The 18,315-nt window shown below is 37.1% G+C and carries 20 protein-coding genes; 4 read left to right on the forward strand and 16 right to left on the reverse strand.

The window, feature by feature from the left end; all coding sequences use genetic code 11:
• Positions 1-61 precede the first annotated feature (61 nt).
• The 4 genes from KI338_RS02745 to KI338_RS02760 all read right to left on the reverse strand — a co-directional run bounded on the left by KI338_RS02745 (position 62) and on the right by KI338_RS02760 (position 1,897).
• Positions 62-496 carry a YndM family protein gene (locus KI338_RS02745; protein WP_212919427.1) on the reverse strand — a complete coding sequence of 145 codons (435 nt, stop codon included), beginning with the start codon at positions 494-496 and terminating at the stop codon, positions 62-64.
• Between the two features lie 114 nt (positions 497-610).
• Complete coding sequence (locus KI338_RS02750; RefSeq protein ID WP_212919428.1) at positions 611-1,048, reverse strand: hypothetical protein; 438 nt, start codon at positions 1,046-1,048, stop codon at positions 611-613.
• A 12-nt stretch (positions 1,049-1,060) separates the two neighbouring features.
• Entirely contained in the window at positions 1,061-1,354 is a 294-nt protein-coding gene (locus KI338_RS02755) for a hypothetical protein (protein ID WP_212919429.1), read from the reverse strand.
• 333 nt (positions 1,355-1,687) lie between these two features.
• Positions 1,688-1,897, reverse strand: coding sequence for a hypothetical protein (locus tag KI338_RS02760; protein WP_212919430.1), 210 nt, complete (start codon positions 1,895-1,897; stop codon positions 1,688-1,690).
• Positions 1,898-2,073: 176 nt separating this feature from the next.
• Between KI338_RS02760 and KI338_RS02765 the strand changes: the two genes are divergently transcribed.
• Positions 2,074-2,706: an RlpA-like double-psi beta-barrel domain-containing protein gene (locus KI338_RS02765; protein ID WP_212919431.1), complete on the forward strand. Its 633-nt coding sequence runs from the start codon at positions 2,074-2,076 to the stop codon at positions 2,704-2,706.
• 110 nt (positions 2,707-2,816) lie between these two features.
• Positions 2,817-3,170: a DUF1360 domain-containing protein gene (locus KI338_RS02770; protein ID WP_212919432.1), complete on the forward strand. Its 354-nt coding sequence runs from the start codon at positions 2,817-2,819 to the stop codon at positions 3,168-3,170.
• Positions 3,171-3,350: 180 nt separating this feature from the next.
• Here the strand turns inward: KI338_RS02770 and floT are convergent, their stop codons facing one another.
• A complete protein-coding gene (gene floT / locus KI338_RS02775) occupies positions 3,351-4,931 on the reverse strand; it encodes a flotillin lipid rafts scaffold protein FloT (RefSeq protein ID WP_212919433.1) in 1,581 nt (526 codons plus the stop codon).
• A 46-nt stretch (positions 4,932-4,977) separates the two neighbouring features.
• A complete protein-coding gene (locus tag KI338_RS02780; protein WP_212919434.1) occupies positions 4,978-5,520 on the reverse strand; it encodes an NfeD family protein in 543 nt (180 codons plus the stop codon).
• Between the two features lie 206 nt (positions 5,521-5,726).
• Between KI338_RS02780 and KI338_RS02785 the strand changes: the two genes are divergently transcribed.
• Positions 5,727-5,951 (forward strand): hypothetical protein, encoded by a 225-nt coding sequence (locus KI338_RS02785; protein ID WP_212919435.1) that lies wholly within the window; start codon positions 5,727-5,729, stop codon positions 5,949-5,951.
• Positions 5,952-5,984: 33 nt separating this feature from the next.
• On the opposite strand, the gene qoxD is transcribed toward KI338_RS02785, so the two are convergent.
• From qoxD to KI338_RS02825, 8 genes are all read right to left on the reverse strand, one after another.
• Positions 5,985-6,269, reverse strand: coding sequence for a cytochrome aa3 quinol oxidase subunit IV (gene qoxD, locus KI338_RS02790; protein WP_212919436.1), 285 nt, complete (start codon positions 6,267-6,269; stop codon positions 5,985-5,987).
• 1 nt (position 6,270) lies between these two features.
• Positions 6,271-6,867: a cytochrome (ubi)quinol oxidase subunit III gene (locus tag KI338_RS02795; RefSeq protein ID WP_212919437.1), complete on the reverse strand. Its 597-nt coding sequence runs from the start codon at positions 6,865-6,867 to the stop codon at positions 6,271-6,273.
• Positions 6,857-8,812 (reverse strand): cytochrome aa3 quinol oxidase subunit I, encoded by a 1,956-nt coding sequence (qoxB, locus tag KI338_RS02800; protein WP_212919438.1) that lies wholly within the window; start codon positions 8,810-8,812, stop codon positions 6,857-6,859. The genes KI338_RS02795 and qoxB overlap by 11 nt, the downstream gene beginning before the upstream one ends.
• A 72-nt stretch (positions 8,813-8,884) precedes the next feature.
• Complete coding sequence (gene qoxA / locus KI338_RS02805) at positions 8,885-9,796, reverse strand: cytochrome aa3 quinol oxidase subunit II (RefSeq protein ID WP_212919439.1); 912 nt, start codon at positions 9,794-9,796, stop codon at positions 8,885-8,887.
• A gap of 399 nt (positions 9,797-10,195) precedes the next feature.
• Positions 10,196-10,324 (reverse strand): YjcZ family sporulation protein, encoded by a 129-nt coding sequence (locus KI338_RS02810; RefSeq protein ID WP_212919440.1) that lies wholly within the window; start codon positions 10,322-10,324, stop codon positions 10,196-10,198.
• A gap of 167 nt (positions 10,325-10,491) precedes the next feature.
• On the reverse strand, positions 10,492-11,283 hold the full coding sequence (locus tag KI338_RS02815) for a DUF2268 domain-containing putative Zn-dependent protease (protein WP_244853306.1): 792 nt from the start codon (positions 11,281-11,283) through the stop codon (positions 10,492-10,494).
• A 110-nt stretch (positions 11,284-11,393) separates the two neighbouring features.
• Positions 11,394-11,855, reverse strand: a complete 462-nt coding sequence (locus KI338_RS02820; RefSeq protein ID WP_212919442.1) for an Hsp20/alpha crystallin family protein — start codon at positions 11,853-11,855, stop codon at positions 11,394-11,396.
• 106 nt (positions 11,856-11,961) lie between these two features.
• Positions 11,962-12,792 carry an alpha/beta fold hydrolase gene (locus KI338_RS02825; RefSeq protein WP_244853309.1) on the reverse strand — a complete coding sequence of 277 codons (831 nt, stop codon included), beginning with the start codon at positions 12,790-12,792 and terminating at the stop codon, positions 11,962-11,964.
• Positions 12,793-13,024: 232 nt separating this feature from the next.
• Between KI338_RS02825 and KI338_RS02830 the strand changes: the two genes are divergently transcribed.
• The gene (locus KI338_RS02830; protein WP_212919443.1) at positions 13,025-14,236 is read left to right on the forward strand and encodes a S8 family peptidase; all 1,212 of its coding nucleotides are present in this window, start codon (positions 13,025-13,027) and stop codon (positions 14,234-14,236) included.
• A gap of 39 nt (positions 14,237-14,275) precedes the next feature.
• On the opposite strand, the gene KI338_RS02835 is transcribed toward KI338_RS02830, so the two are convergent.
• Positions 14,276-16,240, reverse strand: coding sequence for an acetate--CoA ligase (locus tag KI338_RS02835; RefSeq protein ID WP_212919444.1), 1,965 nt, complete (start codon positions 16,238-16,240; stop codon positions 14,276-14,278).
• A 279-nt stretch (positions 16,241-16,519) separates the two neighbouring features.
• Positions 16,520-18,121, reverse strand: coding sequence for a BCCT family transporter (locus tag KI338_RS02840; protein WP_212919445.1), 1,602 nt, complete (start codon positions 18,119-18,121; stop codon positions 16,520-16,522).
• Positions 18,122-18,315: the final 194 nt, after the last annotated feature.

Here is an 18,315-nt window from a genome sequence, read left to right on the forward strand (position 1 = left end):
ACGGTAGAAAAAGCTAAAAGTGGTATACAGCAAACATGCTGAATACCACTTTTTAATATATTTATTCTTCCTCATCTAGTTCTTTACTTATTTCCGGTTGAAGCTTATGTTGAGGAATAGTTATTGACCTAGATATTTCTTGGTTTTCTTCATACTCTATGACATTCCTTTTCATGTAGCGATGAAAGAATATCTCACAAGCAGCAATAACGATTCCAGATAGTAAGGAATCGTCTGCAAGTTGAATGTTTCTGTCGATAAATATTAGTCCAAGGAGATAAATTCCAACAAATGCTAATCCAAAATCACCAATTGTTGCCCAAAAGTTAGACACGTTAGGTAATATGAAAGCATCCCCGAGATATGCTACAGTACTGAGGATAAAGCTAATAAGTAATATATCACCTAATGAGACACCGTAAAACATACCTAGAATGAACCAAAGTGCGACGGTGGTGAATAAAATTTTTATGATGAAGGAAGGTACATATTTCAATCCGAGATGCCCCTTTCAAAAAATATCTTGATATTACATTTCCCAGTAATGTCTTTTCCATTCTAAAAAGTATCTCTATTTATTTTCATTGAAACCATCTTCTTCATTTCGCTATTAAGATAAACAATCAATATGGTGGCGTTTAGTCAGAAGTAATTCAGGGAGCATTGCTTGCCAAATATCCGACAGATCTGGGAATGGTAGGTAATGTGAAGATTTACCTACCGAAGATTGGGCGAGGTCATTAGAAACGGTACCCAAAAGCCAGGATTTCCACCCAAAAATCATTACAATCATGAGAAACGGTAACCAAAGCACATATTGCTTCCCAAAAATCAGCTCAGCCAAGAAAAACGGTAACCAAAGCACGTATTGCGTCCCAAAAACCTGCTCATCCATGAGAAACGGTAACCAAAGCACATATTGCGTCCCAAAAACCAGCTCATCCATGAGAAACGGTAACCAAAGCACATATTGATTCCCAAAAATCAGCTCATCCATGAGAAATGGTAACCAAAGTACATATTGCTTCCCAAATATCAGCCCAGCCATAGAAATCGGTAATCAAAGTGCATATAGCTTCCCCAAAACCAGTTCATCTATGAGAAATGATAACCAAAGCACATATTGCTTCCCAAATATCAGCTCAGCCAAGAAAAACGGTAACCAAAGCACATATTGCTTCCCGAAAATCAGTCCAGCCAAGAAAATCGGTAACCAAAGCACATATTGCGCCCCAAAAATCAGCTCATCCATAGAAAACGGTAACCAAAGCACATATTGCGCCCCAAAAACCAGTTCATCCATGAGAAATGGTAACCAAAGTACATATTGCTTCCCAAAAATCAGCTCATCCATAAAAAACGGTAATCAAAGTGCATATTGCTTCCCAAAAATCAACTCATCCATAGAAAAACGGTAATCAAAGCAAGTATACCTGCGCTGGCACTAAGTTTTATATCAAGAGATAATCCATAGTAACTTATTGTGAAGAGATAATGAATGTAAATTAACCTTTGTTTCTGAAGCGATAAGGGAGCAAGTTTTCGCTGGTAAATTTACCGGAAAGTTGATTTTCGGTACAATATTAAAGGGTTTAAAAATTTCCCAGAGTGTTTTATTGTAGGAGAAATTAATATGAATGATGTGCATGTCTGTTTTAGATGTAATTTATGCTATACTGCTCTTCTGTTATGGAAGAATTGTAAAATTATTCTCTATTAGTGTCATTACAATAGTATCCTCCGACAGTAATTTTTCATCATACTCTATTTTGACCTCACCATCATTGGTATCTACTAATACCCTCTCAACCCCTGTAAGTTGATTTAGAATCTCTTCCATTCTATAAATATTTGGTTCCGTAGTTGCCTCGTTTACGAATAGTGTATATTCGCGCATCGCAAAACATCCTTTTCGTTTTCTTTAGTTTTTGATGAGGTAAATTTTCTATACGTGAAATGGTTGTAACAGGTCAACCTTATTTTGACATATGTTTGTATGGTAGGGCGATAAATGTCCTTTTATAACATAACTCCAAACAAAATAAACAATGTTAACATCAAGGGGGATATGAAATGTATTATCAGCAACCAAATTATTATTATGGGTACTATCCTTATCCAGTTTATCCAGTCCCAGCCTATCGAGTGCCAGAGCCAATACCTACAGACGAGATTCAACGAATCAGTGGTGAGGCGACGTGGACGATGGGGGGAGAGAGTACTCAATGTGGATTTTCTTGGTCAACAAATAATTATATGACTGTTGCTGTCGGGAATAATTCACCTTATACATGTGGTCAAAGGATTCGGGTGCGAAATCCGGAAAACGGTAAAGCAATTAATGCTACTGTTGTCGATACTGTACATGGCTTTCCAAATAATCGAATAAATTTACATCGAAGAGCATTTGAAGCGTTAGGTGCAAATCCAAATCAGGGAATTCTTCATATCGAAATTGAACCGGTTCGAGATGAAGAAGAAGGAAGAAAGGGTGAATACCTACAGGAAATTGTTCAAACTGCTTTTTCACAAGCCAATGTAAGGGGATATGATTTTCTCGGAAAAACGGAAGACACATCTTCATTCGTAACTGAAAACTATAACTTCTTTGTCCAAACAAATGAAGGAGATTATAGTGTGAGAGGAACTGTGTCATTTCATCCAGAATCCGACCAAATAGCCGCCCTAAAATTAGAAATAATTTAGTAGTTATAGAGAATTTCTATAGACATAGGCATTTTACAGTGACATTACGATTGGAATAAAAATATACTATTTTATGAATCCAAATAGATTAAATAATAAGGATGACCTGAATGATCAACGGTTGGTTTGATTTTATCTTATTAGTATTTGCTTCCTTTCGATTAACTAGGCTGATTGTTTATGATAAGATAACACGATTTATACGGCAGCCTTTTCATAAAGAAGTTGAAGAAGTGGACTCGAATGGTGATGTAATAACCTTTATTGAAATAAAGGGGAAGGGATTACGACATTGGATAGGTGAGCTATTGAGCTGCTATTGGTGTACAGGAATATGGTGTACAGCAATTTTAATTGTCGTCTATTTACTTTGGCCAGTTGGTGGGGAAGTATTAATTGTTCTTTTAGCTGTTGCTGGTGCAGCTGGAATCTGTGAGGCAATTTTACAGCGATTGATAGATTAATCCGGATTTATAAAGGAGGTTGCATATGAACAAAGAAGTCAAGGAAACTAATCATACCTCCACATCAAAACCACAACAAAAGAGGTTGAAAAAATCTGGATGTGGATGTGGTCGAAGAATAAAAAAACAATAGAGAAAGGCAAAGGAACGAACATCTCGTTGTTCCTTTGCCTTTCTTTATTATTTCGTTATTTCTTCTTCTACTATTACTTTAGGTGTTTCATCCTGAACTGGTTTTGTTTCTTTAAGTTCAAAGGACAGACCGTCGCGATCAGCTACTTGTAATTTATTATTACCAACTAATCCTTCTAAAAGCTCTTTGACATCAATTCCTGAGGAGGCTTTTAAGGTTTCCTGTAGAGATGCCATTAAGTCAGTAGCATAACTAGTGACTTTATTTGCACCTCCATCTTTTCCGTTACCGCCTGTATCCACAACTGTAATTTTATCGATATTTCCTAATGGACTAGCAATTTCTTTCGCATACTGTGGAAGCATACGGACAACCATATCTAGAACTGCTGCCTGACCATATTGTTCAAATGCTTCAGCAATTTTACGCTTAGCCTCAGCTTCCGCAAGACCCTTCAGACGAATGATTTCAGCTTCCGATTCACCCTGTGCACGTTGTGCTTCTGCTTTCGCCAAACCGTCGACACGAATCTTCTCAGCTTGAGCTTTTGCCTCAGACTCAATTCGATATTGATTTGCATCAGCGGATGCTATTTGTTTTGTTTTATCAGCAATCGCAGCTTGCTCAACTGCATATCGGTCTGCATCGGCTTTCTTTTTAACCTCTGAGTCATATTGCTTTTCACGACGTAAGATTTCTTTTTCTTCTAGTTCGATTTGCTTTTGACGTTCAATAATCTTAATTTGCATCTCTTGTTCAGTTACTTCTTGTTTAGCACGTGCGGTTTCTAAATCATATGCTTGGTCTGCTCGAGCCTTAGCAATATCTTGCTCTCGTCTAAATTCAGCAGTTTTTAATTGGTTTTCTTTTTCTGCTTCAGCAACCTCAGTAGCACGCTCTAGTTCAGCCTTCTTCGCTTCTTTATCAGCTTCTGCTTGTTTGATTCGAGTTTCTTTATCAGCTTCTGCTGTAGCTATATCTGCGTCACGTCTAACTTGTGCGATACGCGGCTTTCCTAAAGAGTCGAGGTATCCGTTCTTATCACGAACATCCTTAATTGTAAAGGAAACGATATTTAATCCCATTTTCGCTAAGTCCTGGGACGCGACACGTTGCACTTCTTGTGAGAACTTGTCTCGATTTTTATAGATCTCTTCAACTGTCATAGAACCGAGGATAGAACGAAGATGACCTTCAAGAACTTCCTTTGCCTCACTTTCACGGTCCTCTTTCGTTTTACCTAAGAATTGCTCTGCAGCAGTAGCTATTTCATTTACAGTTCCACCAATTTTAATGATAGCTGTACCATCAGCCATTACTGGTACACCTTGTTCTGTATATACTTCAGGAGTTGTAACATCTAGTTTGCTAGATAGTAGACTTAAAGGTTCGGCTTGTTGGAATACTGGCAGAACGAAGGTACCGCCACCACGAATAATTTTGATCTTGTTACCTGATTCGTCTGTATGTACTGTTTTACCATTACCTAAATAGCTTCCTGTCACAATTAATGCCTCATCCGGACCAGCAGTACGGTATTTCTTAACAAAGACTGCAATAAGTGCAATGACCAGAAAAACAGCGATTGCGATGAGGATGGTAAAGCCACTAATAATACCTAAATCCATTCAAAATCCCCCTTGTAAAAAATTAAATACGACTTATATAACCGTATTAGGATAAAGACATCTCGGAATCTAGATCATATGGAATGACATATAATACCCTATCCTTGATTTCTAGAACTAAAACCTCTGTACCTTCTGGAATTGGCTTGTTTTCATAACTCGTTGCAGGTCGTGTAACCATCCCGCTCTTTCCATCGATAACAACTTCACCAAATCCATCCATAGGTACGGAAATAATTACCTTTCCAACTCTCCCTTTTAAAGATTCTTCGGTAAAGGCAATAGATTCCTCTGCTGATGATAGTGGAATTAATACGAAGAAATGGAGTAAAGCACTCATGATAAAAGCAAAAGCGAGAGAAATCAGGAGAATTGCTGTACTTGACATTGGTGTAACTAGCTCTAAAACATACCCAGAAGAGGATAAGAAAACAATGAAGGCTAATAGTAGAGTTGGATTAAAAAATGGAATACCTTCACTAATCCCATCCATTATATCCCCGAAGAAAAGATATAAAACAGTAAGGCATCCAAAAATGATTAGTGAACCCAAGTAAATCGTCTGAATATCCACCCCAAATAATGTCATTTGCATCATCCTATCTATTGATTCGAAATTCCGATTACCTACTATACGATTCTATTGTATAGGAAGTTTCAAAAAATATAAATAATTTTTTCAAAACTCTACTTTATAACTGTTTTCTACAAAACTTAATATAATGTTATTGAAAAAAGAATTTGACAAAAATGTGAACAAATGAATAATATAGATGTAGAGGGGGATGGTTTACTATGAATCCATCAAAGATTTTGAGGGCAGTAAGCTTTATTAGTGGTATTTTAATAACCATTGGTCTTTTATTATTTATTTATGGCTTGTTTGTTAATAATGTAAGCGCTCTAATCGGGATAGGAATTGGGATAACAATGGGTGGAGTGTTTATTTTCATCATGGGAATCTTCTTGGTAGCGACAGAAGAAGTGGTGGAAAAGCATAAACAAAAGACTTTTTTATAAAATAAGAGCTCTGTCTTATGACAGAGCTCTTATTTACATATAACCCCATATTAAAGTTAGGAGTGTACCAAAAACAGTTACTAAAGCAATGGCAATACCATAATAGATACCCGTATAGATCGCATTTTTATCCTGTGACTCTCCAGCGTGCATAAAAAATACTAACTGTAATGCTGCTTGAATAAAAGCAGTTATAAGCAATATTGTCATACCAACTTGAAATGACATATCTGTAAAATAAACGCTCAGTGCAATAGCCGTTAGAACAAGGGAGAAAATAAATCCCATTACCTGTTTTGCAGGAAATAGTTCTCTCATCCTACATCATTCCTTTCAAATAGATGAAGCTGAATATAAAGATCCAAACAACATCTAGAAAATGCCAGTACAGTGAGAAAATAAAGGACTTATTTGTAGTGCCTACTGTGAATCCTTGTTTTTTTATCTGAAGGAATATAAATAGTCCCCAGAATAAACCAAAGGTAACGTGTGCACCATGGGTACCTAATGTCAACAATAACATTGCTGAAAATGCACTAGTTTGTAAGGTTAGTCCTTCGTGATAATAATTGATAAACTCATAGACCTCTACACCTAGAAAGGATAATCCAAGAAGTAGGGTAATAGCTAAAAATGCTAAAGTTGCTTTTTTATTATTAATTCGCATTGCGTGTGTTGCTAGCCCAATGGTAAAGCTACTTGTTAACAATATGATTGTTTCTAATAGCACTGGTGTAATTTCAAATACCTCAGAGCCAGATGGACCAGATCCAACACCATTGTTAAGTGTGAAATATGATGCGAATAGAGTTCCAAATAACATAATTTCAGCACCCAAGAATATCCAGAAGCCTAATATATTCATTTGGTTTTGCTGGGTACTATATTCAAGAGGCTGCGAATGATCAATTTTCATTAGAAGCACCTCCTAATTTCTTTTCGGTCTCTAGTATTTCTTCTCGAGAAATATAGTGTCCCGGGTCTTTTTCAAAAGATCGATATGCCAAGCAACCGATAATTCCTAAAGCTGCAATAATGACTCCAACCCATATGCTAAAGACGAATGAAAATCCAAAGATAAAGAAGAATCCTGCCAAAATAATTGGTAAACCGCTATTGTTAGGCATATGAATCTTTTTGATTTTTTCTGGGAATAGTACATGTCCATTTTTCTTTGCATCCCAGAAAGCCTCTGATGAATTAACCACTGGGTCAACAGCAAAGTTATAATGTGGAACTGGGTTTGGAGTTGCCCACTCTAATGAACGCGCATTCCATGGATCTTGCCCAACATTTCTTGGCGAATGACGGAAGCTGTAATACACATTGTACACAATTAGAATGAAGGCAATTGCCATTAATCCTGCTCCTATGAAGGAGACCATATTAAGTGGTCCAAAACCAGTTTCTGCTGAGTACGTGTACATACGACGTGCTTGACCGTCTAATCCTGTTATATACATTGGGAAGAAGGCTAAACAGAAACCAATACTTAAAAACCAAAATCCCCATTTTCCAATACGTTCATTTAGCATAAAACCAAACATCTTTGGCCACCAGTAGGTTAGGCCGGCAAGCATCGCAAATACAACACCTGGAATAATAACATTATGGAAATGTGCTACAAGAAACATCGTATTATGATATTGATAATCGGCACTCGCAATTGCAAGCATTACACCTGTTACTCCACCGATGGTGAATAAAGGAATAAATCCAACAGAGTAGAGCATTGGTACGGTAAAGCGAATTTTTCCTTTCCACATGGTCAGTAACCAGTTAAATATTTTAATACCAGTTGGAACTGCGATAGCCATGGTTGTAATAGAGAAAATTCCATTTACAAGTGCACCATGTCCCATGGTAAAGAAGTGGTGTACCCATACTAGGAAGGACATAAATGATATAAGAACCATCGATGCAACCATAGATTTATAGCCATATAGATTTCTTCCAGAGAAGGTACTAATAACCTCACTATATACACCAAATGCAGGTAAAATTAATATATATACCTCAGGATGTCCCCATACCCAGAAAAGGTTTGCCCAAAGCATATCCATTCCGCCATTGGTAGACGCGAAGAAATGTGTACCAAATTGACGGTCAAAGGTTCCCATTAATAGGGCGATTGTAAGCACTGGGAATGCAAACACAATAATAGCATTTGTAATAAGGGATGCCCATGTAAACATTGGCATTTTCATTAATTTCATTCCAGGTGCTCTCATCTTAATAATGGTAACAATGAAGTTAATTCCAGTCATCAAAGTACCAATACCTGATATTTGAAGTGCCCACATATAATAATTAATCCCGACAGTTTCACTAAAGTCGGTTCCAGCTAGTGGGAAGTAATTAGTCCAGCCAGCATCAGGTGATCCGCCGATAACAAATGATATATTAAAGAGCATTGCCCCAGTAAAATATAACCAAAAACTAATCGCATTTAAACGAGGAAATGCTACATCACGTGCTCCAATTTGAAGTGGTACTACAAAGTTCATCATACCAATGATAAAAGCCATCGCCATGAACATGATCATGACTACTCCATGTGTAGTAAATACCTCATTATAGTGCTGTGCATCTAAAAAGCTATTATCCGGTACAGCTGTCTGTAGACGCATCATGACAGCATCTACTCCACCTCGGAATAACATTAATAGTGCAGATATGATATACATAATTCCAATACGTTTATGATCAACTGTGGTTAGCCATTCTTTCCAAAGATAACCCCATTTTTTAAAATAGGTAAGTCCTATTACGATGGCAACAACCGTTAGACCAATCGCTACCATTGATGCATAGATTAAAGGACTAGCATTTGGAATAGCAAACCGTTCAAAGAATTCCATCTTTTTTACTCCTCTCTAAGATAATTGATTCTTAGAATTATAGTTTCTTAATTGGAAAGCGAACGAATAGTCTTAATGAGATGAATGCTCGCTATGATCCTGATCTGATTCCATACTATGATCTTGATCTGACTCCATATGGTGATGATGACCAGCATTTTCACCTTCAGGAGCTGGCGCAAATGATAAATGAGTTCCTGTAAATGTCATTTTTCCTAAATGTCCAGGTTCTAATAATTTATTGAATTCATCTTCCGTAAGCGGTTCTGCGGTAGAATGAATCTCTCCCACCCATTTATCAAATTCATCTGGTGATAGTGCAGTAGCAGTAAATGTATTTTCAGCAAATCCTTTACCACTGAAATTTGCATTTCTTCCCATGTAATCGCCTGGAGATTCTGCTACGAGATTTATTTTAGTTATCATATCAGCCATTGCATACTTTTGACCTGCAAGCTGAGGTATCCAGAAGCTTGTTATTGGCCCATAAGAGTATAAACGAAATTCAACAGGGCGATTGGTAGGGAAAAAGACATAATTAACTGTCTCGACATCCTGTTCCGGATAACTAAAATGCCATTTCCAGTTAGAAGATGAAGCATAAATAATCAGTGGATCTTGATCCTCATACCCATCTGGAACAGATTCTACCTCATAAGTGGACTTAACAGACATTATTGATAAAAATGTAACAATTAACACTGGAACAATTACAATAATTGCTTCCAATATTGGATTTCCTTTTATATGTGGTGGTTCATAATCATCTGGCTGCTTACTTGCACGATATTTGACCAGCATGATGATTAATAATGTTATGACGATAATAACAATGAACGCCATAGTAATAATAGAAATCCATATAACGGATGCAGTTGTTTCAGCTTGTGGTCCTTTTGGATTTAATACTAACAAGGGCTCACAGCCAGCTAAAATGGTGGTAAGTAGTAACAACGATGAAAAAACTATCCATTTGAATCGCATGATTACGCTCCTCTCAAAGAATGATTGAACTATAATGAAATTGACAACAGTTCACTTGAACTTAGTTTTATGGCACAAAGTACCGTTATCATATCTTATTACGATGTGATAAAATGTACAATAGTTTGAGAAATACTTCACAAATTGTTCAAGAAAATATGTATTTTTTGTGGAAACAGGGCAGAATTCTTGTACAATTGAAATTCAAAAGGACATTTCACATATGATATGAAATGTCCTTTAGGATAAACGATTTATAGCCCACCTCTAGGGAATTTTCTGGTGTAACAAATCTAATCCATTTGTTGGTTGAATGTACAGAAATTTAACTACCTAGGACGGGGAAGTTTTTCCCCGCCATGTTGATAGTTTAGGTGGAAAAAGAGTAATGGTTTCACATTACAGCCAAGCAGCACCTACGATGATTAGAAGGATAAATAACACGACAATCAAAGCAAATCCTCCGCCATATCCGTAGCCAGCTCCGAAGCCGTATCCGCCATAACCACAGCCGTATCCAAATGACATACTAAAATCCCTCCTAACATTTATTCAGAATTTGAAGAGCAATATAAAATTAGTCTGGCTCTTCTCGGGTAAACACTTTTATTATCAGTGTTTGTTAATACTATATGAACCTAGAAATAATTGTGTTTGGGTTATACACCTAGGTACAAGTAAATCTGTATATTTGCCTATTTTTCTATAAAAGCAATTTTTTCCGAGGGTATCGATAATAAATCTTTGCTTTCCTTACCAGTCTGCTGGCAATAACGATTAACTAAATAGTAACCTACACAATATCCTGCCATATGAGGAAATAATTTTTTACCATAAAGAATTTCAGTAACTCGACGCGATGATTTTGGCAAGTCAGCATTTGGTTGCACAATAGATTTCCAAATTTTTTCTGCTTCCTTCTGTGTATAATATTGCGTCCATGGAGCTTGGAGCTCTTTGCCATATCTTTCATTAACCGCTTGTTCAGCCATGCCTTCTAATACAATCACATCTAATAGGGAATAGTCCTTCTCATCTTTAGGGTTATGAGCAAGGCGGCAACAATGATTATATTCATGGGTAAAGAGTGCTCTTATTTCATTTTCGCTGTTTATATCTGAAATAAAGAGAAATAACTTATCACGGAAAGAAAGTCCAGATCTTCCATTGTATTGTTCCATTATTTGACGGTTATAGGTATTAGAAGGAAAGATGAAAATCGGTATATTATTACCTTTCCACAGTTTCGACAATTTTTCTTCTTCTTGTTGAACAATGCCCCAGACATTCTTTTTTCGTAATGATTCAACCAACGCTTCTCCATTACGCACTGGTTTGTAATACATCCCATGCTGTGTTAAATACTTTGCAACATCCTTTTCGTCAGCATTATCAAAATAACTGGATAACTTTTTAAAAATTTCATCGGGCTTTTGATATGCCTTTTCAAGCCATTTATCAGTACGTATAACAGTCAATTGCTTCACTCCTTTTAATATCTTGAAAGCTATAAGTTTTGCAGGGTGGGTGAAGTTGTTTAAATACAAAAAAGAAAAGAGGATTCGACTAGGGTGGTCAAATCCTTACTAGATTTTCTTTAGGAATCATCGATTTCTATTAATCTTCTTTTCATGCTTTCAGGTTTAGGAATAGTAATCGTTAAGATTTGATTTTTGAATGAAGCTTTTATTTTGTTTTGCGGTATATCAAATGGTAGGTTAACAACTTGCTCCTTGCGATGGAAGCTTTGTCTTCTAAATAGAGTTTGTTGTTTCGTATCTTCTTCTTTTATTATCCGATTATCATCTACTCGAATACGAAGCTGATTACCTGAAGCTTCGATTTGAATCTGTTCCTTCGTATAATCTCCTAGCTCTGCTTTGACAACAAAGTGTGAATCCTTTTCATACATATCTACCCAGAATGGCTTTAACTGAAATTGCTCATTCATTTGCTTAAAGGATTGGTTGAAAAAGGAATCCATTTGCCTCATAAAGTCATGTAAAGGGGTCATATCAATATCGAAGCGTCCCGGTAATCTATTCCTTCTTGCACCCATATAGTTCACCCCAGTATGGCTAATTTTTATTAACAGATTATGCTAAACGCCACAAAAAGTACTGGGCTTCTTATGTAACACTTAACGAGACAAAATAAATTTTAACTTATTTATCAGAAGTGAATAAGCGTATTTGATGATAAAGTTCCAGTGGTTTTTCTTCTGTAATAAGATGACCTGCTCGTTCATATGAAATTAACCTTGCGTTTGGCAGGTCCTTTACTAATTTTTTTCCTATTGTTAAGGGGACAACCCTGTCTTCCTCGCCCCAAAGCAAGAGGGTGGGGGTATGAATCTTTTGCAGCTCTTCACTTCGTAAATCACCTTCACGATGGCGTAATAGTCTGACTAGTGCTTTCGAAAAATTTTTGTCTTGAAGCGGCCTTCCATATTCCTCAATTTGATCATTGGTTATAAGTGAGTGATCATAAAAAACATTCTTTAAGTTTTGTATAACCGTTTGAGGTCCGATTTTCTGCTTAGCAAGTAAATGGAAAAAGGGTAGATATGAACAGTAAATAAGTAATGATCTAGCTCTTGGTAGATAGCCTGAACTACTAAAAAGTATTAACCTCTTGACCCTATTCGGAGCTCTTTTAGCAGTATACAGTGCAATTTGCCCACCCATTGAATGACCGGCTATGTACGCTTCTTTTATAGAGAAGTAGTGCAAGCACTCTAAAACTAGATGAGCGTAATTATTAAACGAATAAATAAAGGATGTTGATTTTTCACTTTTTCCAAAACCAGGTAAGTCTATAGCAATTACCGAAAAATTATTAGCTAGTAATGGTTTTAAGCGATGGAAGGTATAGGATGATGCAACAAAGCCATGAATTAATATGATTGGAGGCTTATCCTGAATTACGTATTCACAATATATATTTGTATCTAATAGACGGATAAAGGTTTTGGTGTATTCCATATTATTCTTCATTTCACCACCAATAATAATTGTATATACAGTATAGTCAACATTGGAATAGAAATTAACTTTTTTTTCTATTCCTTTATATATTCAACGCAATTCGATTTCTGTAGGAAATTTTTCCTGAATCTTTCACAATATGTCTACTCACATTTCCCAACTTTTTTAGGCTCCTTTGCTTATTTTCAACCTTTAATTTTCCGAATATAATGAAAAATGTAAGAATGAGAGGAGGAGCTTAATGAAGAAGTCTTGGTTAGGTGTGTTAATTTTTGCAACACTAGTGCTGTTATTTCCAATTGTGGGCAGTGCTCAAGCAGATGATGGGAAGTTAGAAAAACTCTCCATTAATGTCAATCCGAATCCAGCGGTAGAAAAAGAAGAGTTTGTTAAAAGTGAAGTTATTGTTAAATTCAAGGATAAGGTTGCCGTTCAATCGCAAGAAAATGTGATTAAAAGTGTAAATGCAAAGGTAAAAGCAGATCTGGATATTGTTAAATCTCCGTTCTTAGTGCTTGAGGTAGGGAATGTTGATGCTGTGGTTAAGGCATTGAATAACAATCCCAATGTTGAGTATGCAGAGCCTAATTACTTACTTCACGCCACATGGACACCAAACGATCCATATTACAGCCCTAGCTACCAATACGGGTTATTCAATACGTATGCCAGTCAAGCTTGGGATGTAGCGCGGGGTAGCTCCAATCAAGAGATTGCGGTACTAGATACTGGGGTTGATTATAATCATCCAGATTTAGATGGCAAGGTTATTCGTGGCTATGACTTTGTTCAAAATGATATGGCACCAATGGATCAAAACGGACATGGCACACATGTTGCAGGAATAGCAGCTGCTGAAACCAATAATGCTACTGGTATTGCAGGAATGGCTCCAAACACAAAAATTCTAGCAGTACGCGTATTGGATGCAAATGGAAGTGGATCTCTAGCCAATATTGCTGATGGCATTATTTATGCTGCAGACGCTGGTGCTGAGGTTATTAACCTATCCCTTGGCTGTGATTGCGCTACAAAAACATTAGAGAATGCTGTTAATTATGCATGGAATAAGGGTGTTGTACTAGTTGCCGCAGCTGGGAACGATGGAGTGAACACTACATTTGAACCAGCCTCATATGCAAATGTTATTGCAGTAGGAGCGGTTGATTCCAATAATAGAAAGGCTAGCTTCTCTAACTGGGGGACTTGGGTTGATGTTATGGCGCCTGGTGTTGATATTGCTTCCACATATCCTGGCAACCGTTATGTTTACATGTCAGGTACTTCAATGGCTTCTCCGTATGTTGCTGGTCAAGCAGCATTACTAAAAGGTCAAAATCGAAGTAATTCACAGGTGCGTGCAGCTATTCAAAATACAGCTTCATCCATGAGTGGTGTTGGTACTTATGTGAAATATGGTTTAATTAATGTAAATAACTCAGTAAGATATTAATTATAAACGGAACAGAGGCAGCTCTGTTCCGCTTTTAGTCTAAATTTTTGTACGTGCGTCCAATGAGTTTTGTAACATATTAACTGTCGATGGATCCTCTAGTCCAGTAATATCACCTGTTACAGTTCCTTTTACAATTATTTCCTTTAGTAGTCGTCGCATTATTTTTCCACTTACTGTTTTCGGTAATGCTTCTGCCACAATAATTTCCTTAGGTCTAGCGATTGCCCCAATTTGTTCCACAATACTTTTACTAATATTTTCATGAAGGCTAGGAGACTCATCATAGCCTTCTGATAGTCGGACAAATACGACAGGAACTTCTCCTTTAATCGAATCAGGTATTCCAATCACTGCCACCTCAGATACACCTTCCACTTCTAACACGGCACTTTCCATTTCCATAGTACTTAAGCGGTGACCAGCAACATTAAATGCATCATCAGACCGACCAACTACCCAAATATAGCCATCATTATCTATTAATGCTAAATCAGAGGCATAGTAACAGCCTTCTACCTGACTAAAGTAAGCCTGGTAATATCTCTCTGGCTCCTTCCAAAGCGTTCGACATAACATAGGGAATGGTTTGCGGATTACAAGATTTCCTAATGTCCCAGGCTTTACAGGATTGCCATCATTATCGACAACAGCGACATCTGCTCCTAAGAATTGGACTCCAGCAGATCCAGGTTTCATTGGTGTTAACCAGGCAGCCCCTGCAATTGGACAACCTGCCGTTTCTGTTTGGCCCCATGTATTGTTTACGGAGATTTGTTTTTTACCTAATGTTTCATAGGTCCAATGCCATGTTTCTGGATCAAACGGTTCTCCAACTAGAGATATTACGTCTAAGCAGGAAAGGTCGAATTTTTTTAATACTTCATTACCAAGACTCTTTAGCATCCGTAATGCAGTAGGAGCAGTGAATAATTTATTTACCCGATATTTTTCCATGATTTGATAAAAACGATCCTTTGTAGGATAGTCGGGTGCCCCCTCGTAGACGACAGTCGTAACACCATTACTAAGGGCACCCGCAATTCCCCATATATGCATTGTTAACCACCCGATATCTGCTGAACACCAAAATACATCGTCTTTTTGATGTGCCATATGATACTTTGCGTATATATAGTTTTGAATCACAAATGCCATTCCAGAATGAACCACTCCTTTTGGCTTACCAGTTGTCCCACTAGTATAAAAAACAATTCCAGGTTCATTAGCTTCTATATGTTCTGGCTCGCACGTCATACTCATTTTTAATCTTAGCTCTTCCCACCAATAATCTCTTCCTGGCTGCATATCCATATCGGTATTGAAGCGGTTAACAACGATAACTGCTTCTACAGAAGGTATTTCAGGAATAACTTGATCCACTTTTTCTTTTAAATAAATTTTCTTCCCACGACGCTGAGTGGCATCTGCTGTTACCATTACTTTCGGTTCAAATGCTGTTAATCTATCCTTTAATGATTTTTCAGAGTAACCGGAAAAAATGGTGTTGTATACTGCGCCAATACGAAAACATGCAAGTACAGCAATAAATGCCTCTGCTAAATTAGGTAGGTATATTGCAACACAATCTCCTTTGGAAACACCGAATGATTTTAGAGCATTTGCAAAGCGATTTACTTCAGCTAATAACATATTATAGGTAAAAAATGTGGTATCACCATTTTCACCCTCCCAAATTAATGCGGTGCGATTACCAGCTCCAGCTTCAACATGACGATCTATTAGATTCACACAGGGATTACTAATCCCGCCTTCAAAAAAGCGAAAATCGGGAAGCTGACCTGTCATGGTTTTTTTCCACGGTTTATACCAAACTAATTCACGAGCAACATTGTCCCAAAAGGCTTCAGGATTTTTTTGTGAGGCAATCAGTAATTCTTGGAATGCCTTTCGTGAGCCAATAGTAGTTGCTTTTGCCTTATTCTCATCCGGCTGAATAAGCTTACTGTTCTCTACAACCTGTAAAATTCCACCCACATCCATTTTTTTATCCTCCTTAAATAGTACTAATTTGTAATTTATATTATATTAATTTTCGGAATAAATAAATGAATCTTTGGTAGGAATTATTACCTGGTACTAATTTTTATTGCTACTTTAATCTATCTAGAATGATCTTTTCTGATAGAGGTGAGTTAGGGGATAGAGTTTCGAGTGTAGCTATCATTTTAGTCATAGGGAAAGTATGGAATAGGAGAAGGGGAGTGAATGGTTTATGGAGATTTAATAAAAGGAAAAAGAGGCTAAGGATGAATAGCCTCTTTAGTCCGCTTTGTCCTGCGTGTTTGTCTTTTTCTCTATGTTTCTTCTGTCAATATAGATGGTAGGAGAACGGTATTCCTTTTGTGCACGTATATCCTCGCCAGCAGCCTTGATAAACGATATTCCCAGTAATATCATGATAAACATTACTGGAAATCCAGCTACAATACTTGCGGTTTGCAGTGCCTCCAGATCTCCATAGAACATTAAAACAAGTGGTAATAACAATAATGCGAAAGCCCAAAATAAACGATTCCAACGCATGGCTTCTCCACCAGGGACATGTTTTTGAACGACAGCAGCTAAAATGTAAGATGCTGAATCAAAGGTGGTAGAGAGAAAAATAATAGCTAGGATCGTGAAAACAATGACTATAAAGCTTGAGATAGGTAATTGATGTAGGATTGCAATGATAGTTGCAGATGCCCCATTTTCATTCATGAAATTAATGACATCAAAGGATTCAGAGAGCTGTAAGTAAAGCCCAAAGTTTCCTAAAATGCCGAAAAACAAAATACATCCTAGTGTACCATAGATTAAAGTACCAAAAATCATCTCTCGTATGGTTCTACCGTATGAAATTCTGGCAACAAATAACCCTACAAATGGAGCATAGACTGTCCACCAAGCCCAATAGAAAATTGTCCATGATTCTGGAAAATGGGTTGCAGGATAACCTTTGATTTGTGCTAAAGGCTCTAACCAAGTAGCCATATGAAAGAAGTTATCTAATAAAACCCCTAGACTTGTAAACGTGGATTCGCTAATAAATACAGTAGGCCCAAAGACAAAAATAAAGATTAAGATGAAGATTGCCAACCAAATATTAACATCGCTTAGTACCTTAATCCCCTTATTTAACCCAGAATAGGCACTTGCTGCAAAGATGCATGTACATAGCACCATAATCCCTGTCTTTAGACCGAGGCTAACTGGGATGCCAGTAATATCGTGAACACCTTCTGCAATCATTGGTGTTCCTAGCGCAAGTGTTGTTCCAGCACCACCCAATAACCCGAAAATAAACAACACATCAATAATTGTACCGATTGGTCCATCTGCTAGTCGTCCTATAACTGGTCGAGTTGCAGCGCTTATTTTTAGTACTGGTTTTTTTCGTACAAAATAAAAATATGCAATTGGTAGAGCTGGGATTGTATAAATCGCCCAGGCAATAGGTCCCCAGTGGAATATTCCATAGGTTGCTGCTAGTTCAATCGCTTCCTTTGTTTCTGGTGTCACACCAAAGGGAGGCCCTTGATAATAGTAGGCCCATTCAATCATCCCCCAGTAGAGGATGCTCGCACCAATTCCAGCAGAAAACAGCATTGCTGCCCAAGAAAATGAGCCGAATTCCTTTTCGGTTCCACGCTTACCTAATTTTATTTTCCCATATTTACTAAATGCAACATAAAGGAGAAAAACTAACGAGAATAAACCGAGTGCTAAATAGAGAACCCCGAATTTTCCAGTGAGGAAATTATTGGCCATATTAATTGCTGCTTCTCCTGCCTCTGGAAAGAAGATTAATGGTAATGTGACCGCTAGTAAAACCACCAACGCACCAATAAATGTGGGCCAATCAATCAGTTTTGCATTCATGCGGACATTCCTTCCTTTTGACTCTCAAAATTTAAATGATAATCTTAATATGTACATTTTCCTTAATCCCATTATGAATAAACCATTTTCCAAGCCTATATTTTAAAAATATTGTTATTCGTCCTTGTAATGGTTAATTTATTTATAAGATATTAAGTTCTTCTGTGCTGTAGAAAATTCGTGGTTATAGTAAA

The sequence above is a fragment of the Ornithinibacillus bavariensis genome, from assembly GCF_018333235.1.
Lineage (GTDB): Bacteria > Bacillota > Bacilli > Bacillales > Amphibacillaceae > Ornithinibacillus > Ornithinibacillus bavariensis.